This is a genomic window from Fulvivirga ligni, assembly GCF_021389935.1.
In the GTDB taxonomy this organism is placed as follows: domain Bacteria; phylum Bacteroidota; class Bacteroidia; order Cytophagales; family Cyclobacteriaceae; genus Fulvivirga; species Fulvivirga ligni.
Window position 1 is genome coordinate 579,624 of sequence record NZ_CP089979.1, and the last position, 19,181, is coordinate 598,804.

Annotated in this window: 21 protein-coding genes; 7 read left to right on the top strand and 14 right to left on the bottom strand. The window is 38.3% G+C overall.

The features are described 5' to 3' along the window. Window positions 1-138 precede the first annotated feature (138 nt). The 3 genes from LVD16_RS02550 (at window position 139) to LVD16_RS02560 (ending at window position 3,120) form a co-directional block, all read left to right on the top strand. Window positions 139-441: an HU family DNA-binding protein gene (locus tag LVD16_RS02550; RefSeq protein WP_233772016.1), complete on the top strand. Its 303-nt coding sequence runs from the start codon at window positions 139-141 to the stop codon at window positions 439-441. A 59-nt stretch (window positions 442-500) separates the two neighbouring features. Further along, window positions 501-1,343 (top strand): tetratricopeptide repeat protein, encoded by an 843-nt coding sequence (locus LVD16_RS02555; RefSeq protein WP_233772017.1) that lies wholly within the window; start codon window positions 501-503, stop codon window positions 1,341-1,343. A gap of 220 nt (window positions 1,344-1,563) precedes the next feature. After that, window positions 1,564-3,120, top strand: coding sequence for an Rne/Rng family ribonuclease (locus LVD16_RS02560; RefSeq protein ID WP_233772018.1), 1,557 nt, complete (start codon window positions 1,564-1,566; stop codon window positions 3,118-3,120). A gap of 367 nt (window positions 3,121-3,487) precedes the next feature. On the opposite strand, the gene LVD16_RS02565 is transcribed toward LVD16_RS02560, so the two are convergent. The 3 genes from LVD16_RS02565 to LVD16_RS02575 form a co-directional block, all read right to left on the bottom strand. Further along, window positions 3,488-4,993 carry a Do family serine endopeptidase gene (locus LVD16_RS02565; RefSeq protein ID WP_233772019.1) on the bottom strand — a complete coding sequence of 502 codons (1,506 nt, stop codon included), beginning with the start codon at window positions 4,991-4,993 and terminating at the stop codon, window positions 3,488-3,490. Between the two features lie 187 nt (window positions 4,994-5,180). After that, a complete protein-coding gene (locus LVD16_RS02570) occupies window positions 5,181-5,606 on the bottom strand; it encodes an Hsp20/alpha crystallin family protein (RefSeq protein WP_233772020.1) in 426 nt (141 codons plus the stop codon). 128 nt (window positions 5,607-5,734) lie between these two features. Beyond that, window positions 5,735-6,322: a toxin-antitoxin system YwqK family antitoxin gene (locus LVD16_RS02575; protein ID WP_233772021.1), complete on the bottom strand. Its 588-nt coding sequence runs from the start codon at window positions 6,320-6,322 to the stop codon at window positions 5,735-5,737. A 256-nt stretch (window positions 6,323-6,578) separates the two neighbouring features. On the opposite strand from LVD16_RS02575, the gene LVD16_RS02580 reads away from it, so the two are divergent. After that, window positions 6,579-7,565 carry an aldo/keto reductase gene (locus tag LVD16_RS02580; RefSeq protein ID WP_233772022.1) on the top strand — a complete coding sequence of 329 codons (987 nt, stop codon included), beginning with the start codon at window positions 6,579-6,581 and terminating at the stop codon, window positions 7,563-7,565. Here LVD16_RS02580 and LVD16_RS02585 read toward each other — a convergent pair whose 3' ends face one another. The 10 genes from LVD16_RS02585 to LVD16_RS02630 form a co-directional block, all read right to left on the bottom strand. Next, complete coding sequence (locus LVD16_RS02585) at window positions 7,566-8,009, bottom strand: SRPBCC family protein (protein WP_233772023.1); 444 nt, start codon at window positions 8,007-8,009, stop codon at window positions 7,566-7,568. It lies immediately after the preceding gene. Window positions 8,010-8,064: 55 nt separating this feature from the next. Next, window positions 8,065-8,736, bottom strand: a complete 672-nt coding sequence (locus tag LVD16_RS02590; protein WP_233772024.1) for a ClpP family protease — start codon at window positions 8,734-8,736, stop codon at window positions 8,065-8,067. Continuing rightward, window positions 8,733-8,999 carry a hypothetical protein gene (locus tag LVD16_RS02595; RefSeq protein WP_233772025.1) on the bottom strand — a complete coding sequence of 89 codons (267 nt, stop codon included), beginning with the start codon at window positions 8,997-8,999 and terminating at the stop codon, window positions 8,733-8,735. The genes LVD16_RS02590 and LVD16_RS02595 overlap by 4 nt, the downstream gene beginning before the upstream one ends. Beyond that, window positions 8,980-9,510, bottom strand: a complete 531-nt coding sequence (locus LVD16_RS02600) for an RNA polymerase sigma factor (RefSeq protein ID WP_233772026.1) — start codon at window positions 9,508-9,510, stop codon at window positions 8,980-8,982. The genes LVD16_RS02595 and LVD16_RS02600 overlap by 20 nt, the downstream gene beginning before the upstream one ends. 103 nt (window positions 9,511-9,613) lie before the next feature. Then, window positions 9,614-9,928 carry a thioredoxin family protein gene (locus LVD16_RS02605; RefSeq protein WP_233772027.1) on the bottom strand — a complete coding sequence of 105 codons (315 nt, stop codon included), beginning with the start codon at window positions 9,926-9,928 and terminating at the stop codon, window positions 9,614-9,616. A gap of 172 nt (window positions 9,929-10,100) precedes the next feature. Beyond that, window positions 10,101-11,447 carry an SPFH domain-containing protein gene (locus LVD16_RS02610; protein WP_233772028.1) on the bottom strand — a complete coding sequence of 449 codons (1,347 nt, stop codon included), beginning with the start codon at window positions 11,445-11,447 and terminating at the stop codon, window positions 10,101-10,103. A gap of 485 nt (window positions 11,448-11,932) precedes the next feature. Continuing rightward, window positions 11,933-12,634, bottom strand: a complete 702-nt coding sequence (locus LVD16_RS02615) for an energy transducer TonB (RefSeq protein ID WP_233772029.1) — start codon at window positions 12,632-12,634, stop codon at window positions 11,933-11,935. Further along, the gene (locus tag LVD16_RS02620) at window positions 12,621-12,890 is read right to left on the bottom strand and encodes a hypothetical protein (RefSeq protein WP_233772030.1); all 270 of its coding nucleotides are present in this window, start codon (window positions 12,888-12,890) and stop codon (window positions 12,621-12,623) included. The genes LVD16_RS02615 and LVD16_RS02620 overlap by 14 nt, the downstream gene beginning before the upstream one ends. 35 nt (window positions 12,891-12,925) lie before the next feature. Further along, window positions 12,926-13,285 (bottom strand): RNA polymerase sigma factor, encoded by a 360-nt coding sequence (locus tag LVD16_RS02625; RefSeq protein WP_233772031.1) that lies wholly within the window; start codon window positions 13,283-13,285, stop codon window positions 12,926-12,928. After that, complete coding sequence (locus LVD16_RS02630) at window positions 13,233-13,526, bottom strand: RNA polymerase sigma factor (RefSeq protein ID WP_233772032.1); 294 nt, start codon at window positions 13,524-13,526, stop codon at window positions 13,233-13,235. The genes LVD16_RS02625 and LVD16_RS02630 overlap by 53 nt, the downstream gene beginning before the upstream one ends. 135 nt (window positions 13,527-13,661) lie before the next feature. Here LVD16_RS02630 and LVD16_RS02635 point away from each other — a divergent pair, with 135 nt between their 5' ends. Both LVD16_RS02635 and LVD16_RS02640 read left to right on the top strand, forming a co-directional pair. Further along, on the top strand, window positions 13,662-16,109 hold the full coding sequence (locus tag LVD16_RS02635) for a zinc-dependent metalloprotease (RefSeq protein ID WP_233772033.1): 2,448 nt from the start codon (window positions 13,662-13,664) through the stop codon (window positions 16,107-16,109). Between the two features lie 4 nt (window positions 16,110-16,113). After that, the gene (locus tag LVD16_RS02640) at window positions 16,114-17,577 is read left to right on the top strand and encodes an ATP-binding cassette domain-containing protein (protein WP_233772034.1); all 1,464 of its coding nucleotides are present in this window, start codon (window positions 16,114-16,116) and stop codon (window positions 17,575-17,577) included. A gap of 1 nt (window position 17,578) precedes the next feature. Here the strand turns inward: LVD16_RS02640 and LVD16_RS02645 are convergent, their stop codons facing one another. Continuing rightward, the gene (locus tag LVD16_RS02645) at window positions 17,579-18,061 is read right to left on the bottom strand and encodes a hypothetical protein (protein ID WP_233772035.1); all 483 of its coding nucleotides are present in this window, start codon (window positions 18,059-18,061) and stop codon (window positions 17,579-17,581) included. An 87-nt stretch (window positions 18,062-18,148) separates the two neighbouring features. Here LVD16_RS02645 and LVD16_RS02650 point away from each other — a divergent pair, with 87 nt between their 5' ends. Continuing rightward, complete coding sequence (locus LVD16_RS02650) at window positions 18,149-19,171, top strand: RluA family pseudouridine synthase (RefSeq protein WP_233772036.1); 1,023 nt, start codon at window positions 18,149-18,151, stop codon at window positions 19,169-19,171. Window positions 19,172-19,181: the final 10 nt, after the last annotated feature.

Genomic DNA, 19,181 nt, shown 5'->3' on the forward strand with positions numbered 1-19,181 from the left:
AAAAAATTTTATAAAAAAGCCAGAAATCAGGGTGTTAGATTTTTTACATATTTAATTTTTATATCCCACCACGCAGTCTAAATTTGCTGACAATAACTCTACTTAACTAATTTTTAATCAAATCTAAAGATATAATACGTGACTAAAGCAGAAGTAATAACAGAAATATCAGACAAGACTGGCATAGACAAATCAGATGTGTCTGTTACCGTAGAAGCATTCTTTAATATTGTAAAAAATGCAATGTCAGAAGGTAATAACATATATGTTAGAGGCTTTGGAAGTTTTGTTAACAAAAAGCGCAAGAAGAAAATCGCGAGAAACATCTCTAAGAATACTGCGATAGTAATTGACGAGCATTTCGTGCCGAGCTTCAAGCCCTCTAAAGTATTCGTTGAAAAAATTAAATCAAGCAATAAGGTAAAAGCGGCCAACGATTAAAATAGGCTCTTTTATTAATTAAAATTATCCTTGTACTTTTGCCACCTAACGAATAGGATATGCTTAAGACAAGGATAATTTTAATAGCTGTTGCGGCTATTTTAGTAGCCATAATATTTACACTCCCAAAGGTAGTTGTTGATAACGACGAAGAGTCTGTAACTACAGAGACATCTTCCAATACTCCCCACAGTTCAGAGTCTGACCATAATGATGCCCCAATGGCGGCACATGGTCAGGAGGTACCAGCTACTGTACAGAAAAAAATCGACAATTTAAAGATTGAATACATAAATGGTAGTAATAAAGAAAAAAATACTATCTTTGCAGACTCTTTAGCCCAGCTGTATCTGAGCATTAATAAATATGACAGTGCAGCTAAGTTCATTGAAATAATAGCTGAGAATATTCCAAGTGAGGAAAACTGGGAAAGGGCCGGAAACGCTTATTATGATGCTTTTGGTTTTGCCATGGAAGCAGAAAAAAGAGCTAATCTGGGCGGAAAAGCCAGAGAATATTTCACTAAGGTATTAGAAAAGTCTCCGGATAATTTAGATGTAAAAAATAAATTAGCCATGACTTATCTTTCTACATCAAACCCTATGCAGGGTATAATGATGCTTAGAGAAATATTGGAACAAGATCCTTCTAATGAGAAGGCCATGTTCAATTTAGGTGTTCTTTCTATGCAGTCTGGCCAGTATGATAAAGCGGTAGAGCGATTCAGTAAGCTGGTAGATGTTTATCCTAATAATATGCAGGCTCAGTTTTTTCTGGGCGTGAGCTACTTGGAAACCGGCAATAAATCAAAGGCTAAAGAACAATTTGAGCTTGTAAAAAAACTAGATAAGGACCCTGAGGTACAAGCCACAGTAGATTCGTATCTGGAAGATATAAAATAAAAGATTGTTAAACCTCACTCTCTGAGTGACAAAAATTTTACGATTATGCCTTGCGGTAAGAAAAGAAAAAGACACAAGATTGCGACTCATAAGAGAAAGAAAAGATTAAGAAAGAACAGACATAAGAAGAAGTAATGTCTATTCAATAGTCGGCCAATAATCAATATTGACCGACTATTGTACTATACACATCTTATTTTTTAAATCAAATGAATGAGTTTTGAGTAACGAATTAATAATCAATTCGACTCAGAATGGATGTCGTATAGCCCTTTTAAAAAATAAAAGCCTGGTTGAGTTCCATCATGATGAGGATGGCAACCAATTTAATGTAGGAGATATATATCTGGGCACTGTTAGGAAAGTGGTTCAGGGGCTCAATGCCGCATTTATAGACATTGGGTATGAAAAAGATGCATTTTTGCATTACCTTGATCTCGGTCCTAAGTTCAGTTCGCTGCATGATTTCACTAAGCGCGCTGTATCCCGAAAGAACACATCCAGTAAGCTTGAGAAGTTTAGTCTTAAGCCCGATATAGATAAGCATGGAAAAATTAGTAGTGTTCTTTCCAAGAATCAGCAAATCCTCGTTCAAGTAGTAAAGGAACCCATCTCAACCAAAGGGCCGCGATTATCCTGTGAGTTGTCAATTGCAGGAAGATATTTGGTGCTTGTACCTTTCTCAAACACCGTAAATATTTCAAAAAAAATAGCCAGCAGCGACGAGCGCAAAAGGCTAGTACGTTTAGTCTCATCCATTAAGCCTGATAACTACGGAGTTATCATACGCACAGTAGCTCAAGGCAAGGATGTAAGAGAACTAGACCTCGACTTAAGAAACCTTCTTAACATATGGCATGAAGGAGTAAAGACGCTTAAGAAAGCGAAACCTCGTGAAAAAGTGATCGGGGAAATGAGCAAAGCTTCTGCCATTTTAAGAGACGTTCTAAATGAATCATTCGATAATATATTTATTGATGATAAAGAGATTTTAGACGAGGTTCAAAGCTATATTAAAACTATAGCACCTGATAAAGAGAAGATAGTAAAGCCTTATACTGGTAAGGCAAAGATCTTTGAACATTTTGGTATTGAAAGGCAGATTAAATCCGCTTTTGGTCAATCAGTAAGTTTAAAAGGTGGGGGTTACCTCATCATAGAACACACTGAGGCATTACATGTAATAGATGTAAACAGCGGAAATAAATCTAACCGAGAGGAAGATCAGGAAGCCACGGCATTATCTGTGAATACAGAGGCCGCGAAAGAAATAGCAAGACAGCTTCGATTAAGAGATATGGGTGGAATCATAGTGGTTGATTTCATCGATATGAAAAGGGCAGAAAACAAGAAGCTGATCTATAAGACGATGAAGGATGAAATGGTTAACGACCGTTCAAAATTCACCATTCTGCCATTATCTAAGTTTGGTCTTATGCAAATAACGCGTCAGCGAGTAAGACCAGAGATGAATATTACCACTAAGGAATTATGCCCTACTTGTAATGGTACGGGTAAAATCAGTGCCTCAATTTTGGTGTCAGACCAAATTGAAAGGTCCATTGATTATTTAATGACAAAACAGAATGATAAGGACATAACTGTAGTAGTTCATCCTTTCATTTATGCCTATTTCACTAAAGGAACCATGTCTAGAAGACTAAAATGGTTTATGAAGTATTTCAAATGGGTGAAGATGGTACAAGATTCTTCTCTTGGAGTAACTGAGTTTCAGTTTCTAAACAAATTTGGAGAGGAAATAGCCATTAACGAATAGTTTAAAACTAATTCGGCTTAAAAGTAATGAGGCTGCTTCGGATGAGGCAGCCTCTTTTGTTTAACTTGCTTTTAATAAATTGTCCTGTTTCAAGGTGTACCTCCTGATTTCCTTTTTTTCTAAATCAAACCAGGCACATTCTACTAGGTAAGAGCTCTTATCTTTTATGTAGTGCAAAACCTCCATCACTTTCCCGTCTCTGTGGCTTTTTACTCGCTCTCCCTTTTTAAAGAGTCTTTTCATAGGCTTCTTCCAACTATTGGGTTAAGATCGTTCTTACCTTAATAATACGAATTTTTTGGAAGAACGATCATGATTAAAGCATAAAAAGAACGACGCTTAATCGATTTTTTATGCCTTGTTCATATTATGATAACCCCAAACCGTAGTAAAAAGATCCGGACTGACCTTCATAAACTCCTTCAATTAATACGCCACCATCTTTACCTTCCAAAACCTTCACTACATCTTCTTTAGAACGAACATCCTTGCCATCAATCTTGGTAATAATAAAGCCCTCTCTCATTTGAGTATCCTTTCTTAACTTACCAGCTCTAAGTGCAGTAACTCTTACTCCAGACTTTAATCCTAAAGATTTTAGAGTAGAAGCATCAACATCAGCCAGCTCTGCACCAAGTACGGTCAGAATCTCTTCTCTCTCTTTCTTCACTACTTCAGTATTACCTTGACGGTTCTTCAACACAACATCATATTCTTTAATGCTGCCGTTTCTATTCACCTTTAAGGCCACCTTATCACCAGGTCTCTTACTTCCAATATAACCTATTAGTTGAGCCGTGTTTTGGATGGCTCTTCCATCTACACCCGTAATAACATCACCCTCTTGAACGCCTGCATCTCTGGCTCCACTTTTTGGATCTATGCCGGCTACATAAACTCCTGAGTACAGATCTATATTATTCTTTTGAGCGAACTCTCCGTTTACATTTTGAATCTGAACCCCAAGCCAGCCTCTCTGCACCGTTCCGTAAGCAATTAGATCTTCTACCACCTTGCTCACAATATTTGCAGGTACGGCAAAAGAATAGCCTGAATAAGAACCCGTTGGACTAGCAATAGCAGTGTTAATTCCTACAAGGTCTCCTTTAAGGTTTACAAGGGCACCTCCACTGTTTCCAGGATTCACGGCAGCATCTGTCTGAATGAATGATTCTATAGCAGTATTTAAACTGTCTCTGATATTTTTCTCAGCCAAAATACCAATGCTTCGACCCTTAGCACTGACTATACCGGCTGTTACGGTAGAATTTAAATTATATGGATTGCCAACTGCCATTACCCACTGGCCCACTCTAACATCATCAGAATTAGCTAGAGACAAAAATGGCAGACCTTCCTCTTCAATTTTGATTAGAGCTATATCTGTAGTAGGATCAGCTCCAATTACTTTAGCCTTATAGCTTCTATTATCATACAAGGTTACATCCAAATCATCGGCATCCGCTATCACGTGATTATTAGTAACGATGTAGCCTTCTTTATTAATAATTACCCCACTACCTGTTCCAACTCTTGGCTGTGATTGACCTCTTTCCTGATCTCTAAAAAACGGACCGAAGAAATCACGAAATTGCTCCGGCACTTGCTGTCCACGGGAAGTATAATTACCCCCTGTGCTGGTGGACCGGATATTAACTACTGCATCCATAGTCTTTTCTGCAGCTGCAGTAAAATCAATACCTATAATTTCACCTGAGGCATTAGTTGAGAATGCAGTCTGAACAGCAGGAGCACCATCTACATGCTCTACTTTAATAGTTTTTCCATTATTCAGATCAAAAATCTGTAAAGACCCTATGGTCAGTGCACTACCAAGAATGGCAGCCACCATCAATGAACTAAACTTCTTCATACTTTGAGATTTAACTTTTAAAAATTCTTGCAAACTAGATTTGATAACAATACGCAAGTTCTAATTGATGAAACTGTTTCTTATTTACGCCAGAAAACGTTTGTTAGTTTATCTTATTAGTTAAAAGATGTTAAAGCGTAAAAAAAGGTCATTTGAAGCTAGAACGTCAAATGACCGTTTATTAGTATTATGAAATTTTAATGGACTTACCTTTTGAGATTAGTTTTTCATCTTTATCGATATCTAATCTTAAAATACCGTTAGTATATTCTGCTTTAATCTTTTCAAGATTAGCGGTTTTAGGCAAGGTGAATGATCTGTGAAAAGATTCATAGCTAAATTCACGCTGGGTGAATTCACTGTTAGGCCGCTTATCCTCAGCGTGCTTCTTCTTTTCATATGAAATGGTCAGATAATGATCTTCCACCTCAATTTGGAAGTCAGACTTATCCATACCTGGAGCCGCCAGCTCTATTTCAAAATTATTTGTGCCCTCTTTTATGTTTACAGCAGGCATTGTGTTATTAATTCCTGCTGATGCGAACCAGTTTTTGGCCATGAAATCATCAAAGAAAGCAGGAAACAAGTCATTAGATCTTTTAACAAGTGTCATAATTACCTCCTTTATTTAAATTTCTGTTTGTTTACAACTATCTATAAACAACTGAAATGCCAGTTTCAATTTAGGTCAAAATGGCACTTTTAAAATAAAGTGAATAATTATTTCATGTCAGGATGACATTATTGCTTAGCTAGCTGACCATCCTTATATTCATACTCAATAGAAACGTTACCCTCTTGGTCATACCATTTTGATAGTCCGTTTCTTTTACCTCCTGTATATGGGCTTTCCTCCATGATAGTACCATTATCATAATATGCCTTGGCCACACCTTCAAGCTCACCCGCGGCGTAGTGCTTTTCTTCCTTTACCCTATTTTGATTATAAACAATATAATCTCCGTCCAGCACCCCATTGTGATAATAACTTCTAAGCTGAATTTGGCCCATTTCATTCATTTCCACATGAATACCCTGCTTAAATCCATCAATATAGCTTGTCATACTCTTCACCACGCCATTATAATGGTACTCTGTCCAGACACCGGTCTTTTTACCATCCAGCATATCTCCTTGCTCTGCTATCTCACCATTCTCATTTTTAATAGTGATTTTTACTAGATTGGGATTATCCTCATAGGGTTCTTTAACTGCATCCTGTGGCACAGCACTTAAGCCTTCTATTGTGGAAGCACTATACGTTTCGTCATTAGATTTACAGGAATAGATGCTTATTACAATTAATAGAAATGCTAGTTTCTTTATCATGGCTAAGGTTAGGTTGTTTATTACTATTTGAATGTTAAACATAGAATTTAGTGCAAAAAATTTTTAAATCTAAGCGTAAAGCATATTTAAATTAAAATTAGCGTGGTTTTGAGTAGTCAATTATTAAACCAGAACTTTGCCAAAAATGCAAGGCGCGGCAAATCTATATAGTCTATAGCTTATATTCTATTTTAATCTTACATCTTATAAACTATTAGACTTTGAGGAAGTTCCGTCAATACATTACTTTAACGTTATGAAATATAGAAAGCTAGGTAAAACCGGATTAGAGATCTCAGAAATATCATTAGGAACATGGCAAGTTGGGGGTAAATGGGGCTCTAAGTTCGATAACAAAAGCGCAGACCAAATCATCAACACGGCCATTGATAACGGCGTGAATTTCATAGATACTGCCGACGTATATGAGGACGGACTCAGTGAACAGGCCGTTGGCCGCGTAGTAAATTCTCGAAAGGAAAAAATATATGTAGCCTCTAAATGTGGAAGGCAAATTGATCCGCATACCGCTGAAAATTACACTCCAGAAAAGCTCGTTAAATTTGTAGAAGATAGCCTGAAACGTACTGGATTAGAAACTTTGGATCTAATACAGCTACACTGCCCTCCTACTGATGTTTTTTATAGACCGGAAATATTTGAAACATTTGATAAGCTTAAGGAGCAAGGAAAAATTCAAAACCTAGGTGTGAGTGTTGAGAAGGTGGAAGAAGCGCTGAAGGCCATAGAGTATGATAATGTAGCCACTGTTCAAATTATCTTCAACCTATTCAGACAGAGGCCCTCTGAGTTATTCTTTAGAGAGGCTGAGCGAAAAAAGATTGGAATAATAGCTCGGGTTCCATTAGCCAGCGGCCTCTTAACCGGGAAGTTTTCAAGCGATACTAAGTTTGAAAAAGATGATCATAGAAATTTTAATAGAGATGGAAAGGCCTTTGATAAAGGGGAAACTTTTAGTGGCATAGATTATAACCTAGGCCTTAAAGCTGTAGATGAATTAAAGGCAATATTTCCTGATACCACTAATCTGGCACCAATTGCACTTCAATGGATTTTGGAATACAACCCAGTAAGCTGCATTATACCCGGAGCTTCAAAGATGGAACATGTAGTCTCTAACCTATCTGTTTATGAGCAGCCTTCATTATCTTTTGATCAAATAAGCAAGATGAATGATGTCTATGAGAAGTACATTAAAAAAGAAGTGCATCAAAAGTGGTGATCATTCACGATCCTGGAAGGGCACAATGCTGCCCTTCTCTACATAATCTTTTAATCCTTTTAGAAGAATAGCCCAGCAGTAAGATGAACGCCTGAAGTGCTCATTACAACTTGGCCACCCGGTATGCTGGAATTTAACTAACGCACCTCCTTTCTCTTCTTCTAGCTCGAAACCAAAAGTAGTCGGATTCCAATCGGCATCAGCCTTTGTCATTTTAATGAAAAATGATTTTCCCAATTCATAATGAGCCACTTTACCAAACCAGTTATACTCTGAAGAGAAATGAAAATTATATTCCGCCCCCATTTCTGGCACGCCTGAGCTGGATTTTGGCCACCAATTATTTAAATGATCTGGCTCAGTAATAGCTTCAAACACCTCGCTTATGGATGCACTAATTACTAAATCATGATAAATATTATGATCTGATATTGATTGTGACATGATAGATACTTTATGCCACTGAATTTATTAAAAGCTGAGCTCTTTTGAAATTGAGTTACTTCTTTTTCTTGTCTGAAAATAGCTCTACATCAAAATGCATGTTTTTTAAAGCCACCACATCAGTTACATCACCAAGTACCTCATCAACAAGACCGAATTCTTTGGCTTCTGGGGCGCTGAGAAACCTATCTCTTAGGAAGAACTCCTCAATTTCTTCTCTTGACTTACCAGTATTGGCTCCCATAATATGAAACAACTGGGCCTGAAGCCGCTCCTGCTCTCTGGTAGCTATACGCACATCTTCAGTATAACCTCTGCTTCCCCCAGATGTAGGATGCATATGAACCGTTGCGTGCGACAGCGCCAGGCGCCTCCCCTTATGACCTGATGTAAGCAAAGCTGTAGCCATGCTGCCCGTAAAGCCAACAGATACTGTAGACACTGGTGCCGTGATCATTTTCATGGTATCATAAATAGCCATACCTGCATAAACGCTACCTCCTGGACTCTGAATATACATATTAATAAGCTTTTCTGGATCCTGGCTATTTAAGTAAAGTAATTGAGCCACAACTACATTAGCTAACTGATCATCAATGGCCGATCCCAGGAAAATAATTCTTTCTTTGAGCAATAAGCTATAAATATCGTAAGCTCTTCCGCCTGGCCCATTGTTATCAAGCACCATGGGCACTACGCTGGCAATTGGATTTATATTTTGTATCATTTTGACTTGGTAAAAAGGTTCATAATTCTTTCACGGAAACCTGCCTTCGACATTTTCTTCTGGAACGTATCTTCAAGCTCATTTTTCAGATCTGCCCGGCCCTTGGCCGTGATGACATCATATGCTTTCTGCTGCCATATGACCTCCTCTTTAAGCTGAGGGTTCAACACCTGACGAGCATCCCATAAAATGTTGTCTTCAGGTGGCAGTTGCCCGTGGATATATTTTTCTATCTTCTGAATTTTAAGCAACGAAGTCCTCATACTGCAAAGATTTTTCTTTCAATTCATTTCTTACTTTCTCAAGACACTTGTATTTCTGCACGGTGGCGGATCTCTCACTAGAAAAACCAAAGGATTCTGCGAGCTCAGACATACTGAATTTATCATAGTAAAATGCCTTTAACATATCCAGACATCTCTGCCCGGTGGCCTGTAAATAACTCAGTATTTCATGCTGTGATGAGTCCGTAGAATCTTGAATAATGTCAAAGGTTTCTGAGACAGGATGGCTGATACTCTTCTTCTTGTTTTGCTGATACCAGAGATTTTTACAAGCTCCCATTATATAAGCCTGCGTATTCAGTGGGTTGAAATCAGCATCAGACATTAATCTTTCATAATATGATATGATGGCATCATGAAAAATGTCTTTAGTATCGTGTAGCTCGCCTCCACGCTTGGCAATGTAGCTGGCCACAGCAGGAAAGCACTGATCATATAATGAAGAGAAAAAAGCTTCCCGGGCCTCTTTTGATTTTAGATTGGGCTGCATATTTCGTTTTTACCTTATGTGTATTGAAGATACGAAATATCACCCTGGAAGCTTAAATTTATTTTGGGACAACGGCAGAAGACATCTTCCGCCGTTTTAGATTTTATAGGTTATTTAGGATTGCTTCTACTTTTTCGGATTTATCCGAAGTTACTTTTTCCTTCAGCTCACCATTTTCAAACGTAGCGAAAAAAGGCAAGCCATATACTCCAGCCTTAAGACGCGTTTTAGGAGTATGCTCTACTGACACTTCTACAAATGTCACATTACCATACTTTTCATCTGATGCCATCCTTTTATAAATAGGCGCAAACCTTTTACAAACCCCACACCAATCAGCATAAAACTTCACCATCACTTTTTCATTCGAGCCGATCACTTCTTCGAACTCCTCATCAGTTGATATCTTTCTTTCCATAGACATTTTTTTGGAGGTAAATATCTCCTAAGGAATCGATTGTAACCTGCAAGAAACGCTTTTAATTTACTGGAATGAGGCTTTTTGAGGTATTCTAACCAAATTTCAAAACCGATAAGTACAAACAAAAAAAGCTATCCTTATATGGGATAGCTTTGAGCTAAAAATTAGCTTATTTATCTGCTTTGATTTTTATATCCAGATCTTTGGCCATATTAGCCGTAGCAATGTTTATAAAATCCATCGCATTTGGAGCTCCTTTTCCGTCACCTCCTCCAATGTATGTGGTAGGCACCAGCTGAGTTCCCGTGATGGCCTGCGCATAAGCCTGATGCACTCTTTCAAAAGCCTGAAGCTTCATTTCTAACGCACCATCAGCCTGCATCACTTTTTTCTTTTGATAAGCTTCAGCATCAGCGAGAACCTTTACCTCCTCGGCTTTCAAGCGAGCAGATTGCAATTCTAATCTATGCTTCTCAACATTTACCTGCTCACGCTTTTTCTCGGTTTCCATGGTAATTAAAGCGGTAATCTGCTCTTTTTCCATGTTTACCTTTATCGAAGCTTTTTCGGCCTCACCTTCAGCTATAATTCTCTGCTTCTGGTACTCTGCCTGCTTAGCCTTTTCCTTTTCAATAGAAGCCTGAGCGGCTGCATCTCGTTGTTTTCCTAGCATTTCCTTAAATCTAAGTTCAGGGTTTACGTCTTCCACAGTAGCTTGAGACACTATGATTCCATATTCTGCTATGGGATGCTTCTTTCTCATAATGCTTCCATCAGGATTCCACCTTTTACTCACTTCAAACCTGATTAAGGTTCTATTTTCAATGGTTCTGTTATTATCCAAAGCTGCAATCGTGTCTGGCTCAGTAGGTTTAATTTCCTGAGCATCAAGAATATACATACCATTTTCTAATTGCTCTAAAACTGCACTTTCAAGCTCTCCACCACGACCAGCTATATATTCCTGTGCTGAAATAAGTCTGGCCGAGTTTTTAGCAATTTCCATACAGGAAGGAATTAAAGAACCATTCACCAGATTATCCTGATTTCTAAATTCCAATGCCATTTTCAGAAACAGATTAGCATCTTCTGGTAATCTAAATCTAGCAGATAGAGCAATATCTGCCTTTACAGCATCATTAAAACGTACCGGAATAACATTTCTATTTCCGCTATACTTTTGCCCGTCCTGCTCCTTTTCCTCATCAGAAACGAACTTCACAGTAACTACCTTCTTCCAAGGCACTACTTCACCCCACCATTTTAAATGGTATCCCGGAGTCATTTCTGCAATTTGTTTACCATTCGGATACTGCACTAGATAGCTGTAACCAGCTTCAGAGTAAAAGAATAGACCATTCATAAATATGAGCAGCATTCCTGCCGCCACCATAATTATTGAATGCTTCAACTTCCAACCCCCAACTTTGTCGCCAAAGGGGGTTTTCCTGGCCGCTACCAGTAGCAATGCCACCAGTACCAGCATAATTCCTAATAAAATTGTGATAGTTTTCATAGGTTAAAAAATTTAAAGTTCAACATAGACAAGGGTATATTATCCCTCTTATTGATTCAGAGTATGAACTCCTCAACTAACTGTGGCGTAAGAACAGCCCACATAATCCACCACTTGTTTACCAAAAGCACAAGCTTCCTTTGATAGGTTACTCATTGAATTCGGTTATTTTCCTGGTAGCTATGGGCCAAATGGGTCATTGGACCAGAGGGGAAAGAAAAAATAACTTTCTGAGAAAATTGCATCACAACCCATAATGATTGCAAAGTCTCTTTTCTCAATGAGTCAAAGCAAATAATTGATTAGCTCAATCATTTCTGCATCAACTATTATTATATACGCAGCTAGTATATTCGTGGTTACGAATATTTAATAAAATTTCATAAGGAGGCAGTTTGAATAATCGCTTTAGCGAATATAAGTGACTTAAAAGCAAAAAAGCCAGTTTCAAAGTATGAAACTGGCTTTCTTAGAAATATTCTTTGTCAATAGTTCAGAATAAATTTTACAGGAATCATTTGTCTTACCTTTACAGGAACTCCACGCTGCTTGCCAGGATTCCATTTTGGAGGATTCTTTTCAAAGATTCTTAAAACCTCCTCATCACAGCCTGCACCTATACCCTTAGCAATTTCTATATCTACCATTTTACCATCTCTATCTACTACAAAACTCAAAAATACAGTTCCTTGCACTCCTATTCTTCTAGCCTGGCTAGGATAGCGTAATTTTTTATTAATAAATGCATATAAGGCTTCGTTTCCTCCTACTGGTGTGGGCATTTGCTCCACGATGCTAAAAGGAACATCAGTTGTCTCCTCAGGTTCATCAACAATATCAACTACTATATCGCCAGGATTTACAGTGACAGGTACTTCATCAATAGGCATCACATCCTTCAAGTCCTTTTGAATAGCTTCAGGCTCAGGATCAGCCACAGGGTTCATCATTTTTGTTTTTGGAGATGGCGGCTTCACTGGCTGCTTTCTTTCCTCATGTACTGTTGGCAGAATAGTTTCAATTACATTCACCTCATCCGGCAGCACAATAGGACCATGATCCTCATCCACGGCTGTTCGATATTCAAATGCACTAACTACTAACATAAGAGCTGCTAAAAGCCCCACCTGAAAGAATAAGCCCGAAAGCCTTCTCACATCTTTTTCTGGATTTTTACGTTTTTCCATTGTTTGAAATGTTTAGTGTAACATGTATTGATTCATCCGGCCGGGATGTATTTTCCTTTATTTCAATTTTTGCCTCTTTCTTACTCTCATTCCTTTTCTCTACTGTTTTAACAGCAAAATAAGCTATCAAAAGAAGGCCCATAAGAATAATAATGTACATGATTAGCTTCACCAATTTCTTGCCCCAGCTATTTTTCTCATGCTTTTTCAAGACATCATAGTAGTTCTTATGGCTTTCGATGCGTCTCGAAGTCATCCTCTGTCTACGTAACCTTATTTCATGTCTTCCCATTATTGCTTCCAGTTGACTTTAAAATGCTTTTTTAATTTTTCTACAGCCCTATATAGACGCATTTTAGCTCCACTTTCTCCTATATTTAATATAAAAGCGATCTCTTTAAAACTTCTTTCTTCAAAAAACCTTAACTCTAATACTTCAATGGTTTCGGTAGGAAGCTCCTTCAGAGTTGCGAGTAATAACATAATTTGCTCTTCAGAGAAATCACTGTCAGTTCGCTCAAAAAGTTCGAAAACCCTGTCTTCCTCCACGCTGAATATTTTGTTTCTCTTACTCTTATTAAAGTGTTTATTCACTTCATTACTGGCTATACGATATAGCCATGCTGAGAAAGGCAATCCCTCTAAACTCATATCCTTTTAAGTTTTGAAGTGCCTTTAAAAAAGTCTGAGAACATAAATCAGCAGTCAGATCCTCTTCATCCGTTCTTCTATATATAAAGTTAAAAATACCTTCATAATAGCGATCATAGATAGCCCCAAATGCTCGGGCATCTTTCTTTGATGCCTCAATTATTTGTTGCTCATCTGCAATTTCCTCTTCGGTCATATGTTTGGCCGTGTTCAAGCTATTTATGGTAATGGTTTTGATCATATAACCGAGCTTTTAAAAAAGGTCACAGGTAATTTAAAATTTTTTTTAACATTTATAATTTGTCAATTATTAGTAATTGGTTGTTATACACATTGCCAATCAATAGATTTAAAGAATTGATAAACCGAAATAGCCATGACCTACCGAATCTACCAGCTCTTTTTCCTACTTCCAATTTTGCTAATAGGCTGTGCCGCATCAGCTCCAAGCTCTTCATCTGCTACGGGAAGTATAGACAGCAAAACAGCAGGAATGACCAAATATGAAGGTTTTTTCACGTTTTATTACGATAAGAAATCGGATAAAATCATGCTGGTGGTTGATAAGTTTGATCAGGAATTTCTATATGTAAATTCTCTAGCAGCTGGAGTTGGCTCTAATGACATTGGTCTGGACCGGAACCAGTTAGGCAATGACAGGATTGTAAAATTTGAAAGACGAGGTCCGAAAATTTTATTAATTGAACCTAACTATAAATATAGAGCCGTTAGCGATAATGAGGATGAGGTCAATTCGGTAAGAGATGCTTTTGCGCAATCTGTAATTCACGGTTTTCAGCTAATTACAGAGCAGGATGGGAAAGTTTTAGTAGATGCCACAGACTTTTTTATTTCTGATTCACACGGCGTCGCAAACTCTTTAAGGCGCTCAAATCAAGGTAGTTATTCTTTAGATAAATCAAGATCTGCCATCTATCTACCCAGAACTAAGGCCTTCCCGGAAAACAGTGAATTTGAAGCTACCGTAACTTTTACCGGTCAGGCACAAGGCGCCTATATAAGAAGTGTTACTCCCAATTCATCAGCTATTACGGTTAGAGTTCATCATTCATTTGTGCAGCTTCCAGATAATAATTATACACCCAGGGTCTTTGATCCCAGAGCAGGTTATATCTCGACCAGCTATTTTGACTACGCCACTCCTATCGGTGAACCGCTGGAGAAAATATTCATCACGAGACATCGCTTAAATAAGAAAGACCCTTCTGCCGCTCAGAGTGAACCTGAAGAACCTATTATATACTATTTAGACAGAGGAACGCCAGAACCAGTAAGATCTGCGCTCATGGAAGGAGCTAGCTGGTGGAATCAGGCCTTTGAAGCTGCAGGTTATATTAATGCCTTTCAAGTGAAGATGCTGCCAGAAGAGGCTGATCCTATGGATGTTAGGTATAATGTTATTCACTGGGTCCATCGATCTACCAGGGGCTGGTCTTATGGCACTTCGGTACTTGATCCAAGAACAGGAGAAATTATAAAAGGTAACGTTTTATTGGGCTCGCTGAGAGTTCGCCAAGATTATTTAATAGCCGAAGGTCTTCTTGCTCCTTACAAGAAGGGTGAAAAATCCTCTGACACTATGGAAGAAATGGCCCTTGCCAGACTCAGGCAACTTGCTGCTCATGAGGTAGGACATACCTTAGGTCTTGCTCATAGCTATTCTTCCAGCTCTGAAGAAAGAGCTTCAGTGATGGATTATCCACATCCAAAAATAAAATTAAACAGCGAGGGAGAAATAGATCTTTCTGATGCTTATGATGATAAAATAGGGACTTGGGATAAAGTGGCCATTAAGTTTGGTTATCAGGATTTTCCTGAAGGAAAGAATGAGAAAGAAGAATTAAATACCATCATTGATCAGTCTTTGACAGATGGTCTAACTTTTATATCAGACCAGGATGCACGACCAAAAGGTGGGGCACATCCTTATGCACACCTTTGGGATAACGGAAAAAGTGCTGTGGACGAGCTCAATCATATTTTAGAAGTACGTAGAGTTGCCCTTAGCAACTTCGGAGAAGACAATATTAAAGAAGGCATGCCTTATGCCACCCTTGAAGAAGTTTTAGTACCTATATATTATCTTCACCGCTATCAAACTGAAGCGGTAGCCAAATTAATAGGAGGCTTAAACTACAGATATGCTTTAAAGGGAGATGGGCAGCTCATCACAGGCCTCATTGATCCCAATGAGCAGAAACTGGCACTTGGTGCTTTATTAGCTACAATAACCCCTGAAAGACTCATGCTGACGGAGGATCTGCTAGCAATAATCCCACCCAGGCCTATGGGTTACAGCAGAGGAAGAGAGCTAATTGATATAAGAACCGACTTAACTTTTGATCCACTTGCTGCAGCCGAAAGCGCGGCTAATATGAGCATTAGTTTGCTTTTCAACAGTGCTAGAGCCCAGAGGCTGGTAGAACACCACGCTCGCGACCCTAAGCAACCAGGTTTAGAAGCGATTATTGACCAAGCTTTGGCTTTTACATGGGAGCAGAAACCCTCAAGTAATGGCTATAAGGCAGAAATTCAAAGGACAGTAGATGATGTGGTACTTACACAGCTAATGAACTTGGCAGTCAATAAACATTCAAGCGAACAGGTGAAAGCGGTGGCTTATTACAAAATCATAGAACTAAAAGACTGGTTGCAGTCAGTGCTTCCAAAATCAGAAGAGCTGCAGAAAGCTCATTTTACTTATGCTATTCATAAAATTGAAGAGTTTATAAAAACACCAGAAAAATTTAAGCTGCCTGAACCTTTAGGCACGCCGGATGGTTCGCCGATAGGGATGGATTGATTATATGGATAAACTACTACTGAAATTTGAAAAAGCTATTGCCGGCTATGGAATAGCGCATGCCGTTCCTCCAATAGATTTAGAAATTTCCACCGGCGAACATGTGGCGCTGGTAGGCGAAAATGAGAAGAGAAAAACAGAATTTTTGGAGGCTGTAGCGGGTAAAATAGCCATTCCTAAAGGCAGACTACATTGCTATTTTACTGATGAATATCTAAAGCACGACTTGCATAAGCCTATAGCCATGGTTTTTGCCAGGCACGAATTTAAAAGCTTAGGCGCCGGCCAAAAATTTTATTATCAACAACGATATAATTCCACTGATTCAGAAAACTCTGAAACGGTATCGAAATACCTTTCCAAAATAAAATCATTTAGGAAAAAACCTTATTGGACCATACCGAAAGTAGTAAAAAGGCTGAACTTAAAACCTTTGGAAGACAAAAAGCTGATAAAGCTTTCTAATGGAGAAACCAGGAAAGTTCTATTAGCAGCGGCCTTACTAAGGAACCCGGCAATATTACTATTGGATCATCCCATGGCGGGGTTAGATGCTGATAGCCGAGCCTTTTTTGGTTCATTGATTCCTGATATATCATTCTCAGGCATTACTATCATTATGAACACTTCATATGGAGAAATTCCTGAAGAAATTAACAAGTACATTGTCTTCAAGAATAAAAAACCCATAATAAAAGTTGATGCCGATCATCACCAAAAGCATCAGGAAAGCCTGGTAAGCCATCTTCCTGAAATTAATTTAACCCATTTATTATCCAGCTCAGAGCTAGCCTACCGACACATTATTAAAATGAATAATGTGAACGTTAATTATAAAGGAAAGCAAATTTTAAGTAAGATTAATTGGACTGTTCTACAGGGGCAAAGATGGTCGCTTACTGGCAAAAACGGAGCAGGCAAATCTACCTTACTCAGTTTGATTAATGGTGACAATCCTCAGGCTTATGCTAATGACATTTACTTGTTCGATAGAAAGCGAGGCAGCGGGGAAAGTATTTGGGACCTTAAATCAAACATTGGATATGTTTCTCCAGAATTGTTTCAGTATTTTCCTGTGAACATGGTTTGTCACCAGGTTATAGCTACAGCCTTTGATCAACGGCTTACTTCTAATCATAAGATTAGTGAAGAAAGCAAAAATAGGATTGTGGAATGGATGAAGATAATGGGCATTGAAAATTACTATAATAGCCAATTTTCAAATGTATCTACTAATGTGCAGAGGTTGTGCTTATTAGCAAGGGCTTTAATTAATAACCCTACGCTTCTTATTTTGGATGAACCATTTCAAGGTTTCTCAGAGGAGCAGATTGTTTTTCAAAAGCATATCATTGATACAGCCTGCAAAAAGACCAACCTTACCTTGATATTTGTGAGCCATCATGAAGAAGAAATACCTGATAGTATTACTCATACTATCAGGCTTGAAAATGGCAAACAGATTTAGCTTATAGCTTCGGCCATTTTATAGTTTCATCATCTATAAACTGAGGAGAAAGTTGCACTTCATCAAGCACATCTTTACTAAACCAAAAGTTAATAGACAAAGCATCAGACTCAAGTAAGATGTGCCTAGGACTTTCTTCAGAAGACCAATCTTCTTCCTGCACGTCATTAATACCTTCCTGATCAAAAATTTCTTCAAGAAAAGCTCGTCCTTCGCCAACAATAGCTTCTCCTTTAAACAAGTAATAATCTGAGTATACAGTGATTAGTACAAGTTTCCAATCATCTTCTTCATCAAAATTCAGGGAAATACCCAATTCCAGATATTCCCAGGATTCTGTCATTTCTGATTCAGTTTCTGAGTATGAAAAAGTTTCTTTTTCATCTGGTTCGCCTATAAGTGCCAATACCATATTTCTGGTCATGCCAAACTTCAGGGCTCCCAATCCTTCGCCGGGGATTATCTCTCTAATTTTAGCTTTCATATTATGTGGTTTTTACTGCCTCAAAACTACTGATAATTCAAATGAATAATATTTATAAATTTGCATTTTAATCAGGGTTATAGAAATATGGAGGAAAACGAATTAATAGATGACGATGAACTATACGAACATCATCGTATAGTGGCAGATCCAAAGCAGCAATTATTAAGAATAGACAAGTTTTTAATGGATCGCCTGCCTAATGTAACCCGCAACAAACTGCAAGCGGCTATAAAAGATGGCTTTGTAAAAGTAAATGAGCTAGAGGTGAAACCTAACTATAAGGTAAGACCTGAAGATATCATTACCATAGCTTTACCAGAACCGCCGCGTGAAACGGAGGTAATCCCTCAAGATATCCCTTTAAATATAGTTTATGAGGACAAGGACCTGCTCGTGGTAAATAAAGAAGCAGGCATGGTGGTACATCCTGCCTACCAAAACTGGGAAGGCACTTTGGTAAATGCATTGTCATACCATTTTCAAAATTTACCAGAAATGGAAGGCAATGAGGGCAGACCTGGCTTAGTGCATCGTATTGATAAGGATACTTCTGGTTTACTGGTAATCGCAAAAACAGAACAGGCGATGAACGGCTTGGCCAAGCAGTTTTATGACCACTCAATAGAGCGTACGTATTATGCCCTGGTTTGGGGGGTTCCTGAGCCAGACCACGGTACCGTAAATATAAACCTGGGTCGAAGCTTAAAAGATAGAAGAATTACAGTGCCCTATGAAGATGAAACTATTGGGAAACACGCCATTACTCATTATAAGCTGCTGGAAGACCTAAGATATGTAGGTCTCATCCAATGTAATCTGGAAACGGGCAGAACCCATCAGATCAGAGCGCACATGAAGCACATAGGACATACTTTATTTAATGATAGTACCTATGGAGGCGATAAGATTCTTAAAGGCACACCTTTCTCTAAATACAAAAGTTTTGTGGAGAACTGTTTTAAAATTTTACCCAGACAAGCTCTTCACGCTAAATCTCTAGGCTTTGTGCACCCAATAACCAAAGAATACATGCAGTTTGATAGTGAACTGCCCGCAGACTTTTCTGAGGTATTAGAAAAGTGGAGACACTACGTACAGTACACTTAACTATAAAATA

Bases quoted from the DNA above. Each gene is read 5' to 3' on its own strand.
- LVD16_RS02595 (WP_233772025.1), bottom strand. From the start codon at position 8,999: ATGAGGACTTCGTTGCTTAAAATTCAGAAGATAGAAAAATATATCCAC.
- LVD16_RS02575 (WP_233772021.1), bottom strand. From the start codon at position 6,322: ATGATAAAGAAACTAGCATTTCTATTAATTGTAATAAGCATCTATTCC.
- LVD16_RS02620 (WP_233772030.1), bottom strand. From the start codon at position 12,890: ATGACTTCGAGACGCATCGAAAGCCATAAGAACTACTATGATGTCTTG.
- LVD16_RS02645 (WP_233772035.1), bottom strand. From the start codon at position 18,061: ATGAAAGCTAAAATTAGAGAGATAATCCCCGGCGAAGGATTGGGAGCC.
- LVD16_RS02650 (WP_233772036.1), top strand. From the start codon at position 18,149: ATGGAGGAAAACGAATTAATAGATGACGATGAACTATACGAACATCAT.
- LVD16_RS02605 (WP_233772027.1), bottom strand. From the start codon at position 9,928: ATGGAAAGAAAGATATCAACTGATGAGGAGTTCGAAGAAGTGATCGGC.
- LVD16_RS02600 (WP_233772026.1), bottom strand. From the start codon at position 9,510: ATGCAGCCCAATCTAAAATCAAAAGAGGCCCGGGAAGCTTTTTTCTCT.
- LVD16_RS02555 (WP_233772017.1), top strand. From the start codon at position 501: ATGCTTAAGACAAGGATAATTTTAATAGCTGTTGCGGCTATTTTAGTA.
- LVD16_RS02585 (WP_233772023.1), bottom strand. From the start codon at position 8,009: ATGTCACAATCAATATCAGATCATAATATTTATCATGATTTAGTAATT.
- LVD16_RS02610 (WP_233772028.1), bottom strand. From the start codon at position 11,447: ATGAAAACTATCACAATTTTATTAGGAATTATGCTGGTACTGGTGGCA.
- LVD16_RS02630 (WP_233772032.1), bottom strand. From the start codon at position 13,526: ATGATCAAAACCATTACCATAAATAGCTTGAACACGGCCAAACATATG.
- LVD16_RS02570 (WP_233772020.1), bottom strand. From the start codon at position 5,606: ATGACACTTGTTAAAAGATCTAATGACTTGTTTCCTGCTTTCTTTGAT.
- LVD16_RS02615 (WP_233772029.1), bottom strand. From the start codon at position 12,634: ATGGAAAAACGTAAAAATCCAGAAAAAGATGTGAGAAGGCTTTCGGGC.
- LVD16_RS02590 (WP_233772024.1), bottom strand. From the start codon at position 8,736: ATGATACAAAATATAAATCCAATTGCCAGCGTAGTGCCCATGGTGCTT.
- LVD16_RS02625 (WP_233772031.1), bottom strand. From the start codon at position 13,285: ATGAGTTTAGAGGGATTGCCTTTCTCAGCATGGCTATATCGTATAGCC.
- LVD16_RS02640 (WP_233772034.1), top strand. From the start codon at position 16,114: ATGGATAAACTACTACTGAAATTTGAAAAAGCTATTGCCGGCTATGGA.
- LVD16_RS02635 (WP_233772033.1), top strand. From the start codon at position 13,662: ATGACCTACCGAATCTACCAGCTCTTTTTCCTACTTCCAATTTTGCTA.
- LVD16_RS02565 (WP_233772019.1), bottom strand. From the start codon at position 4,993: ATGAAGAAGTTTAGTTCATTGATGGTGGCTGCCATTCTTGGTAGTGCA.
- LVD16_RS02580 (WP_233772022.1), top strand. From the start codon at position 6,579: ATGAAATATAGAAAGCTAGGTAAAACCGGATTAGAGATCTCAGAAATA.